This window comes from Bacillus sp. UNC322MFChir4.1 (genome assembly GCF_000746135.1).
In the GTDB taxonomy this organism is placed as follows: domain Bacteria; phylum Bacillota; class Bacilli; order Bacillales; family Bacillaceae_G; genus Bacillus_A.
In genome coordinates this window covers 45600-66416 of record NZ_JQKQ01000010.1, presented here as the reverse complement: position 1 = coordinate 66416, position 20817 = coordinate 45600, and the positions used below count along the sequence as shown (strand labels likewise).

Genomic DNA, 20817 nt, shown 5'->3' with positions numbered 1-20817 from the left:
AAAAAATTCACAAATTATAATTTCCTTAATATAGAAAAAATAGTCGATTTATGACAAGATTAATATCGGTTATAAATATTGTTAAAGAAGGGGGTAAATGGAATTTTAACAGCGTTTTTATGCTGGATGTAAGCTTGAGAAGATAATGTTAGAAAATTATTTTCATTAGAAATATATTTGTCTTTTTGTTGAAATAAAAAAAGTATGGAGGAAAAAAGTATGGTAGCCAAACAACCTATTCTTCAAGCACAGGGACTAAAGAAACATTATGAAACAGAAGCAGGAATCATTCCTATTTTAAAAGGAATTGATACACAAATTTATCGCGGAGAAGTGGTTAGTATTATAGGGCCTAGTGGAAGTGGAAAATCTACATTGCTTGGTTTACTAGGTTCTTTAGATAGTGCTAGCGAAGGGCATATATTGATTGAAAAAGAAGATATTACGGCCATGTCTGAAGAAAATTTAGCAGATTTTCGTGCGAAAAAAATTGGTTTTGTTTTTCAATCCTATAATTTAGTAACAACAATGACAGCCGAGGAAAATGTAATGATGGCACTTATGTGCGCTGGGATAAAGGATCGAAAGGAAATGATACAAAAGGCAAGAGAGATGCTTGATCTTGTTGGGATGAAAGAACGTTATCATCATTTACCGAGTCAGCTATCAGGAGGTCAGCAGCAGCGCGTTGCAATTGCCAGAGCATTAGTAAACAACCCTGCTATTGTTATTGCAGATGAACCTACTGGTAATTTAGATACGAAAACGGGACAAACAATATTGGATTTAATCTTTCAACTACGTGATCAATTCAACATGACTTTTATTATTGCTACACATGATTCTTATGTTGCAAAACTTTCAGATCGGATTTTACAAATAGAAGATGGACTATTAATTCAAGATAACGTTAGTAAGCATACGACTCCAAAAGAAGGTGAAACAACATCATGTTACTAAAATCAGCATTACGTAGTTTAATACGAAATCGTTTGAGAACTCTCTTTACAGTGTTCAGTATTGTAATTGGAGTAGCTAGCTTTTTCTCAATGTCAATGTTAGTAGAATTAGTTCCTCGTTCTATTCACGAATCCTCTAAAATTCTTTTAGGAGGAGACGTAGCGATTCAATCCTATTTAAACCCTGTTAACCGTGATACATTAATCTCTTCTGTTCCTAAAGAAGAGCAAAAAGCACTTACAACCTCTTTATTAAGGCAGAGTATGGTAAAGTCTGATAAAAAAACAACAAGCTTAATAATAAAGGGAATAGAACCAAAGCAATACCCATTGTATGGAGAAACACAGTTTCCTAATGTTCGTAATTTACAAGAAAATGAAGTGCTTTTATCAAAGAGTACTGCAGATCGTTTACAAGTGAAAATCGGAGATAAAGTAGAGATTCCGAATCGTTCTACTGGAGAAATGTCTTCTTATAAGATTCTTGGTTTCGTTGAAGGTGTTCAAGAATCTTACGGCGATGCTTCTATCTTCGGAACTGCTTATTTACATTTAAATCAAGCACAAAAGCTCTTAAATGTACCGGAAAATACAATTAATGAAGCTTTAATTATATTGAATGATAAAGGTAACGTATCTGCAATTAAAAGTAAAGTACAAGAACAATTACCGCAAAGCAATGTAATCGATATTCGTGATAAAGAATTAGAAAAACAAAAAGATTTGCATATGTTACTGCCATTTCTTCAATTATTTAGCATATTAGCCCTTGGAATCGCAGCAATCACAACTTCAAATACAATGAAAGTAATCATTGCCTCGCGCACCCATGATATCACTGTCATGAAATCGGTAGGAATGAAAACGCGATCTATCGTACGATATTTCTTGCTAGAAGCATTCTGGCTTGCAATCCTCGGTACAATTGGTGGTATTGCAATTGGGTTATTAGCTAGTGTTTGGCTCACTTCTTATTTATCAAGTGTACTTTCACTACCTCTTACATGGGGAATGTCATGGTCTGTTGTTGGTACTGCAATCATCGTAGGATTTCTCGTGACGCTTTTAGCATCATGGATACCAGTAAAAAGTGGAATGCGCGTGTCACCTCTTCAAATGTTACGAGATACAGAGAATACGAGTGTAAATTATTCGTTACCTTTTAGAAAAAAACTTCAACTATTTATATTAGTTTGTAGTATTCTTTCAGTTTATGTTCACAAAATAGCATTTACAGCCAATACAAATGGTAGTGTGATGTTTAAGTGGCTCCTTGCTTTTCTGCTTACAACAGGAGTTTTGTTATGTATTGTTGCTTTCGTTCGTTTGATTGGGTTTATATACACTTTATTATTCCGAATGATTGGAGCTATGAAAAACTGGGTGCCACAAAGTCTTTTTCTTGCCTTACACAATATAGCTACTACCAATAAAAGAAATGGATTATTAGCAGTTACTTTAACGATAGGCGTCGTTTCTGTAGTTTCTAGCCACATATTTGCTGATAATTTAATTGAATCTGTTCAAGGGCAATTAGAAAAAGAGGCAATGGGAAATCTCCTTATTACAAGTTCAGTTAATGATGAAGAAAAAGTAGAAAAACAAATTCAATCGATGAAGGAAATTAAGGTATGGAAAAAAGGTTACCAACTAGATGGAAGATTTCAAAATATTAACGGTGAAGAAGCCGTAACTAAATTTTCTCAAAAAGTAAAAGAAGATAAATTTTTTAGTTCAACTAAAATTTCAGTAGAAGGCATAGATACAGATCATACTTCCAAAGCATATACCATATCTGAAGGGCGCGATTTAACATCGGCTGATGCAGGAGGGAAAAAAGCAATCCTGTTGGATAGTTATAAAAAGCTGGGGGTAAAAACAGGTGATACAGTTGATATTCAAATAGGAAACGAATTAGTGAATTGTGAAATTGTCGGTTTCTTTAAATCCGGTATTGTAAAAACGGTAGGTATTCGTATTCCAACAAAAACATTAGCTACATATGGAAAGCCAAATCGCATTACCTATTCATTAGATAGTGATCCAAAACAAACGAATACGATTCTAGCAGAGTTAAACAATAAACTTCCTAATTCAGCAATGGCTTACTCTATTTCCGCTACAGCAATCGATAGTCTACAATATATCATTAAAATGCAAAGTACGTTCTTTTCTATCGTAGCGTCATTAGCATTTTTAACCGCTGTTTTGACAATTGGAAATCAAGTGGTCATTCGCTTACTACAACAAACTCGGGATGTAGCGATTATGAAGACAGTTGGTATGTCTTCGGGTAATTTAATGAAGTCCATTTTATTAGAAAATACGATTATTTCCTTGTCAGCTGGATTCGTTGGGGCTGGAGTTGCTTTAGCTTTTTCTGGTGTTGTTTTACGATTCTTATTCCAAATGCCAATGAAAATTAATATAACTTGGTCTATTTTGGGCATCTTGTTATCTGTAATCACAACAGCAATTGTTGTTTGGATCGCAGCAAAACAATCGTTATCAGCTAAACCAATTCATCTATTACAAAGTAAATAGACCTATAAATCGAATGAAAAAACGTAGTTTGATGAAAAAAATCAAACTACGTTTTTTCTGTTCATTAAGCAACTATACTTTTCAAGTTCTCTTCTTGTTTACTTAATGTGAATTCACCAGAATATTTAAGGGAGCGGCAGCCCATATTATTATTGTTAAACGAAAAGGGAGGTTTATCATCATGAATAAACAACGTGCACAAGAGATTGCCGCTTCACCGGTTATGGCGAATGTAACTTACAACGGAATGCAAATCTATATTCAAAATGTAGATGAAACGAACGAAACAGCTAGAATTTACCCTCTTAATGAACCAAATAATGAACAAGAAGTTCCTGTATCCAGCTTAGTGGAGTATTAATTGCTTACATGTTTTCTTATTAAAGTGAAACTTCCATCAGTGGAGTTAATTGCATTCCTCACTGATGGAATGCCAGCCCAATCTGGCTTTTATGAGCAGTTATCCTCCACGTATCTTCCTCGCTTCTCTTTTCATCATGAGGTGGGTCTTACTGCACGTTCATGCGGGATAAAAACAGCTGTAGGAAAAATTTCAATAGCTTTAGAATCCATTCTGATTATATATAGAAAAGATTGAGCGAAATCCAGTATTGAGATTATGCAGGATTTCATTCTTTTTATTTCCGTTATCGACCGTTCTTTGCAATATATCGGCGCTTTTCACGATATATCGACCGCTCTTTAAAATATATCGGCGATTCGACACGCTATAAATATCTTTCGATGATATTCGACATGCAAGTAGTTGATCCGCTGAACTGAATCATATCGAAAAGTGAATTATGTTAGGCGTGAGCATCAGATAATTGGTATAATATAGTAATGTAAGTAGCAGAGAGAGGATAACGGATTTAGTAAATCAGGCATACAAATTCCATATGCATCCAAATAAATTATTAATAATTAAAGTAATTAGTTACAGTTGTGTTGTATTGATATATATAAGGAAATATACAATGTTTTTTATTGCCCACATATAAAACAATACAAATATTATGATAGATAATGTTGGTTTTATTTTTATAATATCGCCCTAAAATAATTTCAAAGAAAGGGATGAAGATATGAACATTGGTGAACGTATTCGACAAATACGTATACATAAAGAATTTACGCAAGGAGAACTAGTATCCGGGATCTGCTCTATAACTTATTTAAGTAGAATTGAAAATGGACAAATTAAACCTTCAGCTTCCTTTTTAGAAAAGATCGCAAAAAGGCTAGATGTTGATTGCAATTTTCTTGTCGATGGAAATAATGACGATATGGAACCTAAGATTATTGAAATATGTAATAGGTATAAAAACGATAAGGTGATAAGCGAGAAAGACTTATCTTTCTTAGAACTGTATGTGCGTGATATAGACTCTATACTTTTATTATTAAAGGCTTATGGTGTTTTAATATACTATCATTCTCGAAATGATAACTTATTACACGTAGCACCAATTATAAATCAGGCTTCGCAAGTCATTCCAAATCAAGTAGACCCTAAGTATACTGAAGAGTATATATATTATTTAAGGGCTAGAGGTCATTATTTTTATAATAAACAAGACAATATGGCTGCACATGAAATTTATGTGAAGGTAGAGAGCCTACTTGGCCAAGAAGAAACTGAGCAGCACGCTGATATATATTATAATCTATGTCACGTAAATAAAGGGCTTTATAAAGATAAAAGTATTGGCCGATTGTATGCTAAAAAAGCATACAGATTGTACAAAAAATTTAATATAGAGCATAAAGTAATAGATACTCTTTTAATGCTTGTAATACTGTATCAGTTAGATGAATTATATGACAAAGCTCTCGAAACCTTACAGCAGGCAGAACTTGGAGTGAAAAATAATTATAATTCTATGTATTTACCTATAATTTCATATAACTACGGAAAAATTTATCAAGGCTTGAAAGACTATACTAATGCTATTAAATACTATGAAGAAAGTTTGCAACTGAGTGAGTTTCTCTTTCAAAAAAACCAAAAGATATACATGTTACGAGGCTTAATAGAGATTCATATAGAACTTAAAAATTGGAAAACTGTTAATACATTTATGGATGAGGCATTTCATTTTTTAACAATTTCTGATGTACCTTTCGCTCATGTTCAACTATACGGATTTAAGGGGAAGATATCCAAATTTAGAGGAGATTATTATGGATACGAGAAAAATATGCAAAAAGCAATTGAAATGGGCTTAGAAAAAAAACAATATCCTTTAGTTCATGAACTCGCTACTGAACTAGGAAACTATTTTTATGATAATCGTGCTTATAAAATGTCAGCAAAATATTTGAAAATAGCCATTGAAAATTCGGTAGATTCAATAGCTCTATAGTCAAATATACGAACCCTTTGTAATATCTTGTTTTTAGACTAGTGCTTCGATGATTTTTGATGTAAGCGGCTTCATAGGAGGGCCTCTTTTCTGTGGATTTTGTATATAACCCAGTTCTATTAAGCAAAGGGCTTCCCTTTTTGCGTCTTTAATCATTTACACAAAATATTTTATAATATTGCTCCTAAAATAATCAAAGCAGGCCATTCAAAGGAGGGGATGGAGATATGAACATTGGTGAACGTATTCGACAAATACGTATACATAAAGAATTTACGCAAGGAGAACTAGTATCCGGGATCTGCTCTATAACTTATTTAAGTAGAATTGAAAATGGACAGATTAAGCCTTCAACTTCTTTTTTAGAAAAGATTGCTGAAAAGCTAGATGTTGAATACAATTTTCTTGTCGATGGAAATAATGACGATATGGAACCTAAGATTCTTGAAATATGTAATAGGTATAAAAACGATAATGTGATTAATGAAAAAGACGTATCTTTCTTAGAACTGTATGTGCGTGATATAGACCCTATTCTTTTATTATTAAAGGCTTATGGTGTTTTAATATACTATCATTCTCGAAATAATAACTTATTACATGTAGCACCAATTGTAAATGAGGCTTCACAAGTCATTCCAAATCAAGTGAATCCTCAATATACCGAAGATTTTATATATTATTTAATGGCTCGAAGTCATTATTTTTATAATAAACAAGACTATATGGCTGCACATGAAATTACTATGAAGACAGAGAGCTTACTTGGTCTAGAAGAAACTAAGCAGCACGCTGATATATATTATAACCTAAGTCTATCAAGCCAAAGTCTTTATAAGGATCAAAGCATTAGTCGCTTGTATGCTAAAAAAGCGTACAGATTGTATGAAAAATTAAATATAGAAAATCAACTAATAAACATTCTCATAATCATTGCACTACAATATCAAAAAGATAATCTATCCGAGAAAGCTCTTGAATCCTTAAAACAAGCGGAAACTAAAGCAGAGGCTAGCAATAGCCCTATGTATTTACCTTTGATTGCATATAATTACGGAAAAATTTATCAAGGATTAAAAGATTATACTAACTCCATTAAATATTATGAAAAAAGTTTACAGACTAGCAACCTCTATCCAGATCAAGCTCAAAAAATATATGCATTAAGGAGCCTAATAGAGATTTATATAGAATCTAAAGACTGGAAAACTGTTAATAAACTGATGGATGATGCATTAGAAATTTTATCAATTGCTGATATGCCACACGCGTATGTTAATATCCTTGGACTTAGAGGAAAAGTATCTAAACTAAGAGGAGATTATTATGGATACGAGAAAAATATGCAAAAAGCAATTGAAATGGGCCTAGAAAAGAAACAATATCCTTTAGTTCGCGAACTCGCTACTGAACTAGGAAACTATTTTTATGATAATCGTGCATATAAAATGTCAGCAAAATACCTTAAAATATTGAGTCAACTCTCTCCCACTTAAGCCACGCTTTAAGTGGGATTTTTTATGTATTCGTCTACGCAAAACCGCTTCCTTGCATTCTCCTTTATTTTAAACTTTGCATGTGGCAGACAAGGCCCCTAACCACTTCTATACATAGCCAGATGCTCTCGCCCGACTCAAAATAAAGAAGGTTCTATGTTGATTTTTTAATTTGTATTTATATAGATTAGAAATTAATTGATTCCTACTATTTTAAAATAAGTAAAATAACAAGTTTAAAACGAGTGATTATTCGCCTAAATTTTAATGGAATTTTACTAATTGTTATTAACATAAATTAACAAGTATATTTTAAGTACAGAAAGTCAAACAGCAAGGAGGTGTGGTTATTCTGATACTAGAGACAAAACGTTCTGCAAATATGATGGACAATATAAACTATCATTTGAATCAGCGTAAGGAAAATAATCAATATTTAAAAATCTGTTCAAATGAATGTGAAGTGTTGCCATATCATGTTTATAAACACCCATTGAATAAACAAGCATCACAAAAAGAAATAGTTAGTCTAGTTAAACCATTGATTCATATGAATACGTTAGCTCAAATTCTATATGAATCATTTCACAATCAAACATTTACAGCTTTAGTACCTATTCTATTAGTTTTTCAACCGAATATTGTAACTGGTATATCGACATCAGGTGCTTATTCAATTGATTTTTATAATGATTATTTTGTTCATTTAAAGGATATAAATATTCAAGAATTGAGAGCGAAAATAGGTAAACAAAAAGGACCAATAGCTATCGGATATATGATAAACCAAAACGAAAGTATCCAGCATTCAAAAGAATTTATGTATCAAAGGTTAAAAGAGCAAACTACAGAGTGTATGTTAGCTTTACAAAAGAATTTGCATATACACGGAGAATTAGAAGAACAAGTTCAGTTGTCATTTGATTTCAAAAAAATCGTAATGCCTTTAATAGTCTTACAATGGATTAAACAGACAGCATTCCATTAAAGGAATAACAATGCTGCAAACTTTACCTAATAAATAAGAAAGAGGGATACATATGAACACAAAAGAAACGAGAACTAAGCAAAAAGTAGTAAGATATACGGCTGGAATCGCTATACTTATAATATTGATATCCTTTATATATCAATGGAAAAACGGTTTAGTGATTGATAATACTGAAAACTTGAGTCTTGCATTAATTGTTGCAATTTTCCTTTCTAGTTTTATTCCTGAAAGAAAAAATAGTGGTAAATAATTTAACAAGCATTTGAGATCTATTTCTCAAATGCTTATTCCTACAAATATAAATTCAATCAGATAATGGATTTTAAACTCTAACGTCAGGTGGTTGATATTATGAATAACCAGGTTTTAAACATTAAAGGTCTGCATAAAAAATATAAAGACAAACATGTTTTAAAAGGCATTGATTTAAATATAAAAAAGGGTGAAATATTTGGATTATTAGGCCCGAATGGAGCTGGTAAATCTACATTTTTTAAAATCATTTTAGGATTAATAGAATCTGATGAGGGAACTGTAGAAATATTGGGAATGGATATACAAAAGAATAGAATAGAAATCTTATCTAAAACAGGTTCATTAATTGAAGCTCCAACCTTTTACGAGCATTTATCCGGATACGAAAACTTATTAATTGCTTCTAAACTGAAAAATGTTCATGATAAAGAACATATAAAAGAACTTTTGAATTTATTTAAACTATATGAGGATCGAAATCGTGCTTTTAAAAAATATTCTCTTGGTATGAAACAACGTTTAGGATTAGCTGCTGCGTTCATAAATAACCCTGAATTATTAATATTAGATGAGCCTACTAATGGCTTAGATCCACAGGGAGTTTATGAAGTGAAAGAATTAATAAAAAAAGCGCCCAAAATGTTTAATTCTACTATAATCCTTTCAAGTCATATTTTAAGTGAAGTGGAACAAATGGCTGATCATATCGGGATTATTCATCATGGAGAAATAAAGTACCAAGGTTTATTATCTTCTCTACAAAATAAACAATCATTAAATATTGTTGAAGTTAGTGTTAATAATATAACTCTTACTGATAAATTACTTAAACAATCCAATTACACATTCAATGTAAATAACAACATCTTTAGTATTGAATATTATGATGAAAAATCACTGAATAATATTCAACAACTATTAGTAACGAATCAAATTTTTATTCAATCTTTCCAAACTAAAAAGCAGAATTTAGAGGAAGCATATTTAGATATTGTAGAACAAGGTGCTGTAAGTGTATGAGAAATGTATTAGCCACTGAGTATATAAAATATAGAAAAAGTCATTTTGGGTTTTTGGTTATCTTAGGACCTATTATACTTGCATTAGGTGAATTTGTTGGATTAAATTACTATAGTCATTCTCATACTATTAAATTAGAAACTATATTCGGTATAAATTTGCAACTTTTAAAATACATCTTAAACTTTTTTATTGTGTTTATTATAGCTAGTGTAAACAATGTCGAATATAAAAATTCTACGTGGAAAAGAACATTTACGTATCCAGTACAGAAATTTAGTGTGTATGTAAATAAATTCCTTGTTGTTATGGTTGCTCTTATTATTACAACCGTAATACATATGATTTGTACAGTGTTGTTACTTCCATGTTTAGGTATTTCTTTAGATATGGTTTCAATGCAGCATGTGTTTGTTTTTACGTTATATCCATTTCTTATTAGCATTCCATTTTGCGCTTTGGCGTTCATTATATCCATTAATTTATCGAATCAATCAGTGATTGTTGCACTAGCTCTAGTTTCGTATCTTTTCGGCGATATATTAAGCTCAACTAAGCTTTGGTGGTTTCCTATTTCATATCAAATATTATATTTTCCAATCAATTATGTGAATAATCTAGATGTTTTTAATACATTATGGTCATACGATAAATGGTACATGCTAGCAGGAATTCCTATTACTATTCTTATTTTAGGAATTGGATACATCTTATTTATTAAAATGAATAATAAAAACTAACAAAGGAGATCTCAAATGATAAATTTAATTTATTCCGATTGGATAAAAATAAGAAAACACCCTCAACAAATTACATTTTTCATCTTAGCACTTTGTCCGATTATATATTCAATGATTATGTATACTAAATTCGTGGTAGGAGAGTATAACCACGGTTTGGATAATTCATGGATGGGCGTATGGATGTTTATATCTTTTTTCTATGTTGGTTTTTTTCTCCCTGTCATTTCAGGGATGGTAACAGCCTTCTTGTGTCAGTTTGAAAACAAAACCAATTGGAAAATAATGCATCTATCTCCAAATACTAATTTTAAAATTGTTTTATCGAAATTTGTATCTAGTGTGTTATTATTTTCTGCAATACACTTAATAGTTTTAATGAGCTTGTATGTATCAGGAATGTATTTTGATTTTACAGATCCATTTCCTTTAGAATTTATGATTAAAGTATTTTTAATTTCTGTTGTTGCGACATTTCCTCTTATAATAGTGCAACTCCTATTATTCTTATTTATAAAAACATCTATCACTTTTACATTTGTTAATATAATCCTGTCTTTAATCGGTTTATTTCTTTTTTCAGAAGAAAAGTGGGGATTTGGACATTTATGGTCTTTACCATTCAAGTCTATAGAATTAGTTGATCAAGGTATATTATCTATTGCTATATTTTTGGTAGCAATAGTTGCATTTACCATTGGTATGATTTTAATTACAACACGTTATTTAAAATCATTGAGAAAGACAGTATAAAAAGAGTTCATCTAGTATGATGGACTCTTTATTGTTTATCTGGAGTTTTTTCAGTGATAAGGACAATCATTTGAAGATCAATATGATATATGGAATTTAGTGATTAATATCTCTTGTTGCGAGTATGTCACAAGAGATATTAGATTATAAGGCGGTAAACTAGAAATAGCCCGATTTGGAAGAGAGATGAAAAAAATACGGATGGAAATTTCACTTTATTTTAAGTTAACAATCTCATCATCTCATCATCCTTGAAAGGAGAAGTAATATATACGCAATAGCAAACCTATCACTATTTCAATATATCGAAGAATGATATAATCGTAAGTGAGAGCATGACGGTATTGATAATAAAACTTCTCAAGCAATATAGAACTCGATTAAAGAAGAAGCTTAGGTTTATTTATACGTGTTCACTAAATCCGATAATTAAATTAGGTAGATTATATTCTGAAGGAGAGAAATTCATGAACGTGATGGAAAAAGGCAGTAGTACATTAAATGAAAACAAAGATAATATAGTTACGTTATATATTACTAGACATGGTAAAACAATGTTAAATGCTAATGAGCGTGTGCAAGGCTGGGCAGACTCTCCATTAGTAGAAACTGGTGTTGAGGTAGCTAAAAATTTAGGGAAAGGCTTAAAAGATATTCATTTTGTTGATGCATATAGTAGTGATAGTGGTCGTGCTATTGAAACTGCTAATTTGGTATTAAAATGTAACGAACAATCAACGATAAATCTACAACAAAGGAAAGATTTGCGAGAATTAAATTTTGGGATTTTTGAAGGCGATAAGAATGAAAATATGCAAAAAATGATTGGGATTACTGCTGACGTGAAATCAGCAGAAGAATTAATGAGGTTCTCTATTGAAGAAATTGTGAATTTCATTGTACAGGCAGACGATACAAAACAAGCTGAAGATTGGAAAACATTTTCTACCCGAATAAAAAGAGAACTTGATAACATTAGTGAAGAGACTGCCCAAAATGGTGGAGGGAACGTTTTAGTAGTTTCTCATGGAATTACAATCACATCATTAGTAGACATGATTGATAGTAGTAAAATAATACTTGGACTAGAAAATGCAAGTGTAACTAAAATTATCTATAAAGATGGGAAGTATACAATCGAATCCGTTGGGGATATGAGTTATGTTGAGAAGGGGAAGGAAAGTGCAAAAGTATAATATGTAATAGACATAAAAACTTCTTTTCTTTTAGATGGGCAAGAGCATCTGGCTGTGCGTAGAACCGGTTTGGGATTTTTTCTACCACACGCAAATTTTCAAACAATAGTTGTTGCCATATTTTCTTCTGCATAGCAGTGATTTATATGTTGAAAGATTAAAATGAATTTATATAAAAAGTAATAGAATCAGAAAAAGGTGGATTTCTAACAAGACATCCGCCTTTATTGTGTGAATTTTGTCGAATAAAGAAGGAAAAGTAGTCCGCGAAAAGGAAATAAATAGAAGATGTATAACAAATTAATGAAAGTAGGACGAATCAATGAAAGAAAAAATGGGGGCAGGAATTACTGCAGAGATTTATTTATGGAATGACAAAGAAATTGTAAAACTATTTCATAACCACATTCAGGAATCGCTTATTGAAAAGGAATTTTTTGCAAGTAAAGAAGTCCAAAACCTTGGATTACCCGCGCCTAAAGTAGGGGATAAGATCTCTTATCAAGATAGAACGGGGATTATTTATGAGAAAATTGATGGCGTGACTTTAACCGAGCAATTAGCTAAAAATCCGATGAATGTAAAGAAAGAAGCAAAAAGGTTTGCTGAGTTTCATTTTCAAATTCATAGCCAGAAATCTAATGCATTTTCGGATATTCGTGAAACTTTAATTTCGCATATAAATCATTGTGATCGTTTTACGTCAGAGCAAAAAGAAAACATCGCAACTTATATGGAAGCATTACCAACGAATCAAGCAGTGTGTCATATGGATTTTCATCCTGATAATATTTTAATCTCAGAGCGGGGACCAGTTGTGATCGATTGGATGACAGCAGGCTTCGGTAATCCATTTGCCGATGTAGCACGTACGGTTATTATTTTAAAACATGCCTATCTACCGGCAAGTATACCAGAATCAGTGAAACAAGGTATTATAGCGCTGCGCCATGCATTTTGTGAGGAGTACGTAAATGAGTATTTAACTTTATCAAAAGGTACGTGGAAAGACATAGAATCATGGTTTTTACCTATTATGGCAGCAAGATTAATAGAAGGAATACCTGAAGAGGAGAAAGACGATTTGTATAAGCAAGTCATTTCTCTTCTTTAAACCTCAATTAAAAATTTATAAAGGGAGAGCACAATCTGATATGTGGAATACATTATCTGAACCATGGAAAGAATGTTTCAACCAAGCTTGGTTATCGTATTGTAACGGTTCATTTCCCATTGGTGCTGTAATTGTAGATGAAAGTGGGAATATCATTTCAAAAGGTAGAAATACAGTTTACGAGACGGAAGCGCTGCCAAATGAAATATGTAATAACAAAATTGCTCATGCAGAAATTAATGCAATATTAAAAATAAATAATTTAGAAACAAACGCAACGCGCAAGGAATATGAACTGTATTCTACGATGGAACCGTGCCCTTTATGTTTTGGTGCTATTGTCATGTCTGGAATCACAAATATTCACTATGCTGCGAGAGATAAGCTGGTCGGAGCAACCAATTTGAAAGCCGGAAATGCTTATTTACAAGGGAAAAATATGAAGGTTTCAGGTCCGCATAAAGAACTTGAAATCGTACAATTTGTTTTGAAGACAGATTTTGTATTGCGAAGAGGACATGCTGTCGACCGATTACTACAAACATGGGAGCAAGATTGTCCGATTGGTATGGCTATAGGTCGAAAATGGCATGAGTCAAATAAGCTAGTACAAGCGAAACAAGAAAAGAAAGATATTTCAATTATTGTAGATGAAATTATAAGTGAAGTAGAAATTTTTATAGAAGAGGTGGAAGAAAAGAATGGATGTAAATTTTGAGGAAAGAAAATATACTTTTGATGATATTGCCGAAGAATACGAGAAAATAAGACCGACATATCCAAAGGAACTTTTTCAAGATTTGTTCACGTATGCAAATATTGAAAAGGAAGATCAAATTCTTGAAATTGGTTGCGGTACGGGTAAAGCAACGGAAGGACTCGTTGGATTTGGATATAAGCAGATTGATTGTATTGAGCTAGGAGAACGATTAGCTCAATTTACAGCTTCTAAATTTCAAAATGAGAATGGTATACACGTGTATCAAGGGAATTTTGAAACTTGGAATCAGCAGGATGATTTATACTCACTTGCTGTTTCAGCAACAGCGTTTCATTTTATTAAGCCTGAAATTGGCTATCCGAAAGTAGCGAATTTACTGCGCAAACATGGGACAATGGCCTTCTTTTGGACATATCATATACAACCAAATACTGATATTTTTCGAGAGATTGGCGATTGCTATGAAGAGTATGCACCGCATTTACATCCAAATCAATTACCAACTCCAGAAGAATTAATTGAAGAAAGAAAAACTCTTACAATGCAGCATGATTTGTTCCAAGATTTAGTTGTAAAAACTTATAATTGGACTGATACCTATACGAGTGATGAATACATTGCATTATTACATACGCAATCTGCCCATCGTTTGCTTTCAAAAGAGGTAAAAGAGAAATTGTTTTATAGTATTCATAACGTAATTGAAAATCATGGTGGGAAAATTGAAAAACCACAGTTTGTTGCGTTGTATTTAGCAAGAAAAAAAGAAATATTTTAAAATATATTTTCAACAACGAATCTACAAAAGGGAGGAAATGTTTGATGAGTAATTTTGAATGTAAAATGTTAACGATGTGTATGGTACAAGATGGGGACAAAGTTTTACTTATGAATCGTCCAGATCGTTTAAGTTTTCCTGGGTACATTGCTCCTGGTGGGAAAGTCGACTTTCCAGAAAGTATTGTAGACGGAGCGATCCGAGAAGTACGTGAAGAAACAGGTTTAATCGTAAAAGATATTATCTTTAAAGGAATCACCGAATTTTGTGAGCCAAACACAAAGTTACGATATATGGTATTTAATTATTTGGCAACATCTTTTGAAGGGAAGCTACTTGAAGAGCCGCCCGAAGGAGAGTTAGTATGGGTGGATATAAAGGATGCATTAAATTTACCGATGCAAGATTGGTTTAAAAAAAGGTTTCCGTTATTTTTTGAACCGGGAACATTTGAGTGGCATTCGGTATGGGACAAAGAGCGGGATATTACTTTAAATAGAGTGGAAAAACATTATAAACATTCACTGCTACATGAAGTGTAAATCTTTATGAAAACTTCTCATTCTAAGCGTCTTTCTAAGATGGGAGATAGTCCATTGGTGAATATTGGAAATAGACTTATTATATAATTGACTGAATTAATCAATCAAAAAGGGGCAGCCCCGCAATTTAAAAGCTGTGAGGACTGACCCCGAAGTTTCTTCATTTCTTATAGATTATAGATCCGGATTGAAGACGTCTTTTGATTTTTTTGCAATATCCGTAATTAATTCATTTCTTAATTGTTTTGCTTTTATAAATGCATCTGTAGCCGTGTCATTACTATATTTATTTAAATACTTAATTGCTTTTTGTTTGTCTTCCTTATAAAGCTCCGAAGCCTTGTTTTCAACCGAACTTTGTTTTGTAAATAACTGATCCTCGTATTTACCCCAATAGTTTTTCAAACCTACCCCAAGTGTGTCTGGGTTTGTTGCAGCTAAAGCAGCTGGTGCACGAAAAGCCCAGTAAGCTGATTGATCATCATATTTGTCATTACCATGTTTAAAAGCAGTTGGTGTGTCATATATTCCTTGATAGAATGGTAAATAAACACTATATTCCGGGTTTGCTAGGCTAAGCCACATAACATTGGCAATATCAGCAGGCATATTAGATCTTAGCTGAATAACATGGGATTCCACTGTGCGATCTACACCAACAGCACGCTCATCTTTACCTGTACTTGTAGAAGGATCATATGAAGTACCTTCATAATGAGAGCCCAAGAATTTCATCACTTGTTTTGGCGTAATTTTCTGATCCGGAATCATAAATAATGGATAACGTGTTAATTCAGCATCTTGGTTTATAGATGGAGTAAATGTCTTTTGTCCCCACCATTCTCTACGTGTATTGTATTTTTGACCAATATCACCGTAAGTTCCAGCAAAATCAAATTTTTGATTATTATCTTTGTCATTGTTTGGTATTAAGCCTTTTTCAACTGCATGAGAAATTAATGTTTTAGAGCCCATAAAGTTTTTCGTGTCGGAAAGATTCACATTATCGATTCTTAATCCGTTCGCAACAATTAAATAAGCATTATCAGGTACTCTTTCTGCTACCCATTGATGTCCTGTTCCAACCTCAAAGTACCAAATTTCATTCTTATCTGCGATCGCAACGCCATTTGCTTCAGCAGAACCATACTTTTCAATGTACTGTCCGAGTAATTCAGCACCTTCACGGGCTGTTTTAGCACGTGGTAAAATCAAGGTTGGAATAACTGATTCGCTAACACCTTTTTTCACAAATGGGTCAGATGCTTCTGCTTTTTTATTTGCATAAGCACTATTTGTAGCAGAAATAGCTACTCCGTATTCATTTATCCCTGCTTCTTCAAAAGGCCCTTTTGAAGGATCCCAGTCTGGTATTGCAATATACTTATAGGATACCTTTGGTTGATCTACTGTTAGTCCAGTTACAAATTTTAGTTTTTCCCCTGATTTATGTGTTTTACGAGGGAATACTTTGACATGTTTCGACCATGCACTAGATACGTCCTCATTTCGTGCAACCATGACCGAATCATCTGCGGTTGCTTTTTTTCCTGCAAAAACCGATGTACAAGCGCTTGCGGGAATAGCAAATCCTCCAACTATTAAGGTAGTAACGGCGGCTGCTACACATGCTTTTTTGATACCATGTAACTTCATTTTGCCTTCCTCCTCTAACATTTCTGGATTTATTTCATCATTATTCTAACATAATATAACGATTTTGTGAGCGCTTTCACATATTGTTCATATAGAAAAAAGTTAGTCCGAAATCATATGTTCAGAGGAATGAATTATCCAGTTTCATCCCTCGCTTTTCTCCTATTTCCTTTATAAAAAAGATCGAAGGGTTACCAGGCGTCTATCCTGTTTTTCCTTCGATCTGGTTTGGAATTTTTTTATCTTTTTACAGCATGAAGATAATGAATGGTTTCAAAAGCTGATAGGTAATCGTTTCGATTTTCAAAATAAAGTTTATTAATTTGAGCCGGTGATACATGTTCATAAATCAATAGACCTGATTTTTCTAACATTTTCTCAATTTCAAAATAAGAAAAACATGATTTCATTGGTTCTCCGCTTGCTGAAGCCATTTTTACCATGTTTTCAACTCTATTAGAGATACCTTTTTCTTTAAACAAGTTTTCGTCAGCGTAATCAAAAACTATGGAACTTCCTGGTGGGACCTTGGTGAATAGATGATCTATTAAACTTGAAATTTCCTCTTTAGTTAAATAATAAGTAACACCTAAAAGACTAAAAAAAGTTTTTTTGTTATCGAACTCTTCATTTATTAGATTTTGATAGGAAAACTTTTTGGTGAAGTCCATAGAAACAAAATGAAGATTACATGGAATTTTAAAATTAGCCTCATCCAATCTTTTCTTTTTCAATTCCTGTGTAGCAGGGTGGTCAATTTCAAATATTTCTACGTTGTTTTCTAATTCTGGGTGTCGGAAACTAAAAGTATCTAACCCGGCGCCAAGTATGACATATTGTTTTAACCCTAACATAATTTCATGAAGTAATACTTTTTCACAATACGCAGCACGTGCCAAGGGTGTTGGAGAAAGTTGGACCTGTGTAATCCATTTTAATATTTCTTCTGCATTCCCCTTAAACTTTTGCGCGATATTTTCATTGAAGAAATGTATGCCTTGAACCATATTCTCTTTGATGTCATTAAATTCTTTTTGTGAGATTAAATCTTTAGCTATATAGTCATTAAAGATTTTAGGAGTATCAAATTGACTATGATAAGCTCTGCCAAAAGCTGAAATTAATGAAGTTAAACTTGATTCACTTTTTTTCATGCAAACACACTCCTTCATTTTAGGGCAAAAAAATAGGATTCCCCTGGCCAGGAGAATCCTATTATATAATTTAAAAACGAAAAAGTAAATTATAGCGCAAATAAATTATTTTGTCAACTATTATGATTGTGTCTATTTGAAATATTTTAACTGCTTCTATTTTTGGAATAAGTGATATTTCGTTATTTTGTTCATAAGATTCAATTTCATGATTCGATAATGGACAAGTAATGCGGTACATAATCCTAGAATTATCCCTGCCAATACATCAAAAGGATAATGAACACCAACCCAAATTCTTGAAAAAGCAATACACATTCCAAAAATGATCCACATAAATGATTTTCCTTTACTACATAGCCAAATTGTTACTGTAATTACTAAAGCAGCTGTAGCATGATCACTCGGGAAAGAAGAATTTGCAGCGTGATCAACTAATTGGTTGATATGATGCGAGACGAATGGTCGATCGCGATAGAAAAACAATTCAATCACTCGATTAATAGTAAATGCTAAGGAACAGGCAAATAAAGATTGAAATACAGTCACTCTATTTTCTTTATTTGTAATCCATAAAACGAATAATGTAACGATTAAAATGTACTGAGCATACTCAGCGAAAAAAATCATCATTTTATCTAGTAAAGGGTATTTATAAACATTCGAGCTGATCCACTGGAATATTTCATAATCGATAGACTGTAAAACCATTGAATAAAAACACATCCTAACATATATTTAAGCTTTTGTTCATTTTGGAGTATCATCAGGAAGATACTGTTTGAAATATTTCCCCATTTTACCCACTGATACTTGGAAATCATGTTGAAACCCAATCCACCATGAAACTATTTTATCCATTTCGGGTCTAATTGCAAATTCAAACATTTGCAATTAGACCCGAAATATTTTTACTCATTATAAAAATATTGTGAAATAGAACAACGTCTGATTCTACTTATTATGTAAAATAACTTAATAATCTATCAAAAGAATTGATCTCAGCATATGGTTTTATTTCGGTATCATTCTTGATCATATGAGGGTTGAACCATATGCCCTTTATATTTGCATTTTGACAACCACCAATATCCTTTTCTATGTCATCTCCAACGAATAATGCAGATTCTGGTTGCACATTAAGCTTATTTAATGCTAATTCAAATATGCGTTTGTCAGGTTTACTAAATCCCACTTCTTCAGAAATAATTATTATATCAAAACAACTATTTAAATGAGTGTTAATTATTTTAGCTGTTTGTCTCTGAGTTGATCCGTTTGTTATAATGGCAACTTTAACATGCATCTTTATAGCATTTACGATATTTATAGTATTTTGGTTTATAGAAAAACAACGAGGGAAATTACTATTCCAAAAATCTTGAAGGTAATTGCGTGGCAATCTATAGTTTGGTGGAAACTCATCAAAAAATGATTCCAAAACTATTATTTTATTACTATCGCCATAGCTTCTTTTATCGTATTCTTTGAATTTTTGCAGCATTTTGTTTTTCGCTGAATGTTTAACATCTCCATAACATTTCTCTAAAATAATTAAAAACATTTTATCTACTGCCTTATCCCTATTAAGTAAGGTATCATCTAAATCAAATAGCATTGCTTTATAACCTCTCAAATAACTTCACAGCCTTTCTTGTCGTATAATAGACATAGGGAGCCAACCTCTTTTCTTGGTTTGGTTTGTGTCGTAACTACCATTATACAAGAATTTTGGGAGGTACTCCTTTTTTATGTTCTCAAAACCCTTGCTATAATCGTATCATACTTAAATTTAAATACTGTTTTATACACATATTTCTCAATATAGCCATTGAAAAGGAATCTCCTAGTATTACGGATTTGTTTTTTATTACAAGACCGTTCATTTTTATCGTTTTGGGGTAATTCTGAATTCTTAAGTTGATGGGCATGGCCATACAGGAAGCTTTTTTATTATCAATATAATAATTTCACATACCCCAATGATTTATAAGGGGTCCTGCCAACAATGAAGAGGGAAGCTACAATAGATTTTACTTGAAGCCTGTGATATCATTTTACTTTATATAGAAAGAGGACGTGAGCAATCGTGATTACAATTAAAGCGCCTAGACCCGATATTACAATTACGAAACAGAAAGATCCGGAACTAAGTAATATGTATGGGTTTACTGATTTTCACCTAATTCCTAGAGATAAAGGTGGAATCTTTATGTTTTATAACAACAAGAATGAACTAATGTTTGTTGGTAAGGCAAGAAAGTTAAGACCAAGAATAAAAAAACATTTTGAAGATACTGTATCAGTAATCAAAGACCATAGAGATGAAGTAATCAAAATTGATGTTTGTCTTGTAGAAAACGCGATGGAAAGAGAAATTTATGAAACATATATCGCTAATAAACAAAAGTCGAAATATAATGTAGACAAAGTGTTCTTTAAAGAAGTAAAAGCTCATAAAAAGGACTAATAAAATAAGACAACTTTGCCTCGGCTTATTAGTCCTTTTTTACCGCTTGCAACATTACATTG

The 20817-nt window shown here is 32.3% G+C and carries 21 protein-coding genes; 16 read left to right on the top strand and 5 right to left on the bottom strand.

All coding sequences use genetic code 11. The features are described 5' to 3' along the window. Positions 1-219: 219 nt before the first annotated feature. From BR72_RS03390 to BR72_RS03315, 15 genes are all read left to right on the top strand, one after another. Entirely contained in the window at positions 220-960 is a 741-nt protein-coding gene (locus BR72_RS03390) for an ABC transporter ATP-binding protein (protein WP_035430120.1), read from the top strand. Then, positions 951-3503: an ABC transporter permease gene (locus BR72_RS03385; protein ID WP_035430118.1), complete on the top strand. Its 2553-nt coding sequence runs from the start codon at positions 951-953 to the stop codon at positions 3501-3503. Before BR72_RS03390 ends, BR72_RS03385 begins: the two co-directional genes overlap by 10 nt. Positions 3504-3684: 181 nt before the next feature. Further along, positions 3685-3864 (top strand): small acid-soluble spore protein H, encoded by a 180-nt coding sequence (locus BR72_RS03380; RefSeq protein WP_035430116.1) that lies wholly within the window; start codon positions 3685-3687, stop codon positions 3862-3864. Between the two features lie 724 nt (positions 3865-4588). Beyond that, positions 4589-5869: a helix-turn-helix domain-containing protein gene (locus BR72_RS03370; RefSeq protein WP_035430113.1), complete on the top strand. Its 1281-nt coding sequence runs from the start codon at positions 4589-4591 to the stop codon at positions 5867-5869. A gap of 227 nt (positions 5870-6096) precedes the next feature. After that, entirely contained in the window at positions 6097-7365 is a 1269-nt protein-coding gene (locus tag BR72_RS03365; RefSeq protein ID WP_035430111.1) for a helix-turn-helix domain-containing protein, read from the top strand. Positions 7366-7720: 355 nt separating this feature from the next. Beyond that, the gene (locus tag BR72_RS03360) at positions 7721-8353 is read left to right on the top strand and encodes a hypothetical protein (RefSeq protein ID WP_035430415.1); all 633 of its coding nucleotides are present in this window, start codon (positions 7721-7723) and stop codon (positions 8351-8353) included. 52 nt (positions 8354-8405) lie between these two features. After that, positions 8406-8606: a hypothetical protein gene (locus BR72_RS03355; RefSeq protein ID WP_035430109.1), complete on the top strand. Its 201-nt coding sequence runs from the start codon at positions 8406-8408 to the stop codon at positions 8604-8606. A gap of 101 nt (positions 8607-8707) precedes the next feature. Next, positions 8708-9631 carry an ABC transporter ATP-binding protein gene (locus BR72_RS03350; protein WP_035430106.1) on the top strand — a complete coding sequence of 308 codons (924 nt, stop codon included), beginning with the start codon at positions 8708-8710 and terminating at the stop codon, positions 9629-9631. Further along, positions 9628-10371 (top strand): ABC transporter permease, encoded by a 744-nt coding sequence (locus BR72_RS03345; RefSeq protein WP_035430103.1) that lies wholly within the window; start codon positions 9628-9630, stop codon positions 10369-10371. Before BR72_RS03350 ends, BR72_RS03345 begins: the two co-directional genes overlap by 4 nt. A 15-nt stretch (positions 10372-10386) precedes the next feature. Further along, a complete protein-coding gene (locus BR72_RS03340; protein ID WP_035430100.1) occupies positions 10387-11124 on the top strand; it encodes an ABC transporter permease in 738 nt (245 codons plus the stop codon). A 467-nt stretch (positions 11125-11591) separates the two neighbouring features. Next, entirely contained in the window at positions 11592-12320 is a 729-nt protein-coding gene (locus BR72_RS03335; RefSeq protein ID WP_442852829.1) for a histidine phosphatase family protein, read from the top strand. A gap of 322 nt (positions 12321-12642) precedes the next feature. After that, on the top strand, positions 12643-13434 hold the full coding sequence (locus tag BR72_RS03330) for a phosphotransferase family protein (RefSeq protein WP_035430098.1): 792 nt from the start codon (positions 12643-12645) through the stop codon (positions 13432-13434). Positions 13435-13474: 40 nt separating this feature from the next. Then, positions 13475-14152: a nucleoside deaminase gene (locus BR72_RS24855; protein ID WP_051957206.1), complete on the top strand. Its 678-nt coding sequence runs from the start codon at positions 13475-13477 to the stop codon at positions 14150-14152. Further along, complete coding sequence (locus tag BR72_RS03320; protein ID WP_035430095.1) at positions 14136-14933, top strand: rRNA adenine N-6-methyltransferase family protein; 798 nt, start codon at positions 14136-14138, stop codon at positions 14931-14933. The genes BR72_RS24855 and BR72_RS03320 overlap by 17 nt, the downstream gene beginning before the upstream one ends. 44 nt (positions 14934-14977) lie before the next feature. After that, positions 14978-15475: an 8-oxo-dGTP diphosphatase gene (locus BR72_RS03315; RefSeq protein ID WP_035430094.1), complete on the top strand. Its 498-nt coding sequence runs from the start codon at positions 14978-14980 to the stop codon at positions 15473-15475. Between the two features lie 174 nt (positions 15476-15649). Here BR72_RS03315 and BR72_RS03310 read toward each other — a convergent pair whose 3' ends face one another. From BR72_RS03310 to BR72_RS03295, 5 genes are all read right to left on the bottom strand, one after another. Then, entirely contained in the window at positions 15650-17131 is a 1482-nt protein-coding gene (locus BR72_RS03310; RefSeq protein WP_035430092.1) for a C69 family dipeptidase, read from the bottom strand. A gap of 239 nt (positions 17132-17370) precedes the next feature. Further along, entirely contained in the window at positions 17371-18285 is a 915-nt protein-coding gene (locus tag BR72_RS03305) for a class I SAM-dependent methyltransferase (RefSeq protein ID WP_035430089.1), read from the bottom strand. 156 nt (positions 18286-18441) lie between these two features. After that, on the bottom strand, positions 18442-18996 hold the full coding sequence (locus tag BR72_RS03300) for an undecaprenyl-diphosphatase (protein WP_035430086.1): 555 nt from the start codon (positions 18994-18996) through the stop codon (positions 18442-18444). Between the two features lie 39 nt (positions 18997-19035). Beyond that, positions 19036-19173 carry an aminoglycoside 6-adenylyltransferase gene (locus BR72_RS25215; RefSeq protein ID WP_081904766.1) on the bottom strand — a complete coding sequence of 46 codons (138 nt, stop codon included), beginning with the start codon at positions 19171-19173 and terminating at the stop codon, positions 19036-19038. A 73-nt stretch (positions 19174-19246) separates the two neighbouring features. Further along, positions 19247-19903: an HAD family hydrolase gene (locus tag BR72_RS03295; protein WP_035430084.1), complete on the bottom strand. Its 657-nt coding sequence runs from the start codon at positions 19901-19903 to the stop codon at positions 19247-19249. 471 nt (positions 19904-20374) lie between these two features. Here BR72_RS03295 and BR72_RS03290 point away from each other — a divergent pair, with 471 nt between their 5' ends. Continuing rightward, the gene (locus BR72_RS03290) at positions 20375-20755 is read left to right on the top strand and encodes a nucleotide excision repair endonuclease (RefSeq protein ID WP_035430082.1); all 381 of its coding nucleotides are present in this window, start codon (positions 20375-20377) and stop codon (positions 20753-20755) included. The last annotated feature ends 62 nt before the right edge of the window (positions 20756-20817 follow it).